Below are 1,337 nucleotides of genomic sequence, written 5' to 3'. Positions count from 1 at the left end.
GAAGATGTACAAGCCGAAATCGACGAAGCGAAACAAGAAGCCGAACGAGCAAAACAAGAAGCCCAACAAGCGAAAACAACCGCAGATGGGAAGAACAGCGTATTTACCCAATCGACACAACCTTCAATAACAGGAAGAAAAATCGGCGATGTTTGGTTTGACACATCGCGCGATAATCTAATGTACAGATTTAACGGAACGCAATGGGTCGAAGCTAAATGGGGCGAGCAGTCGATTGTCGCTAACAGCATAACAGCGAATCATATAAAGAGTTTGGTCGGGTTAAATGTTAACGACCAGTTTATTGTCGACAGTAATGGCAACGTGAAGTTTGCTGGGCATTTGGAAGGTGCGAGTGGAAGTTTTACTGGAACAGTAAATGCAAAAGCAGGTTATTTCGGTGACAATCTTTCTTTGGTTAACGGTAAGCTAAGAATATCAAGACCTGATGGTGCGGTTTGGATGCAAGATGGTATGGTTAAACAAGATTTTAACGTGACAAGTGTTGATCCATACGATATGGACTATGTAAATTTATCTGGAAACTTGATAGATGGAGTATTTCGAGCTTCGAGAGGGTTTTACAGAGCAGGATACGAAGCTATTGTTGGCGGTGGAGATTACCGAGATATTCGTGACCCTGATAAAGGGTGGTCAGTCAAGTTTACAACTTATGAATTTGTGCATTCAGCTAGATATTTAGTAATTGGTTATCGTAAAGGTATTAATGTTACAAACCCTAGACATAACACACAAGTTTGGGAAGGAGACAACCGACTTTATATAGAGTGGCACGAACCAGGAGGAAGGCCGAATCAAGCACCAATAATTATTGATTTAGGGACACCTACTTATGAGGTGAGGAACTTTCAATTGAGAATTGGTGTAAATAAGTCAGATGTAAGTGGAAATAACACGATTATTTTTAGAATTGATAGAGTGTTCTTGACAGATGATATTCCTGCAATTGGATAATTTAACAAAAGGAGTGTGATAGCGTGGTAATCAAAACGTATGACACAAGGCAAGCTGGTACTTTAAAAGTATTTTTAAAAATACATGACGGTGCTATATCATCTGTGATTATTGGCAATCAAGCAGTCGCAACGGAGCAAGGCTTCCAATTTTATGTCGATGACTATGTTGCCGAGCAAATTGACAAATGCGAGTTTTATCTAGATGGCATTACACCTAAACTGCGAGTGAAAGAGGGAGAGGAAATAATTGAACCTGAACTCACCGAAAGGGAAAAAGAAATAAGAAGGCTTCAATTCGAATTGGAGCAATTACAAAACGCTGAATAGGGCGTTATTTTTTATGTCTAAAAACAGGAGGAA

At 39.6% G+C, this 1,337-nt stretch carries 2 protein-coding genes; both read left to right on the top strand.

The features are described from left to right. The coding region (locus AAIB49_RS19825) for a hypothetical protein (protein ID WP_343459062.1) at nt 1–975 on the top strand (975 nt) is incomplete at its 5' end. A 23-nt stretch (nt 976–998) separates the two neighbouring features. Further along, on the top strand, nt 999–1,304 hold the full coding sequence (locus AAIB49_RS19820) for a hypothetical protein (protein ID WP_343459061.1): 306 nt from the start codon (nt 999–1,001) through the stop codon (nt 1,302–1,304). The last annotated feature ends 33 nt before the right edge of the window (nt 1,305–1,337 follow it).

The organism is Ornithinibacillus proteolyticus (assembly GCF_039581225.1).
In the GTDB taxonomy this organism is placed as follows: Bacteria; Bacillota; Bacilli; order Bacillales; family Amphibacillaceae; genus Ornithinibacillus; species Ornithinibacillus massiliensis.
Note: the sequence above shows the minus strand (reverse complement) of the source record. Positions and strands in the feature narration are given on the sequence as shown.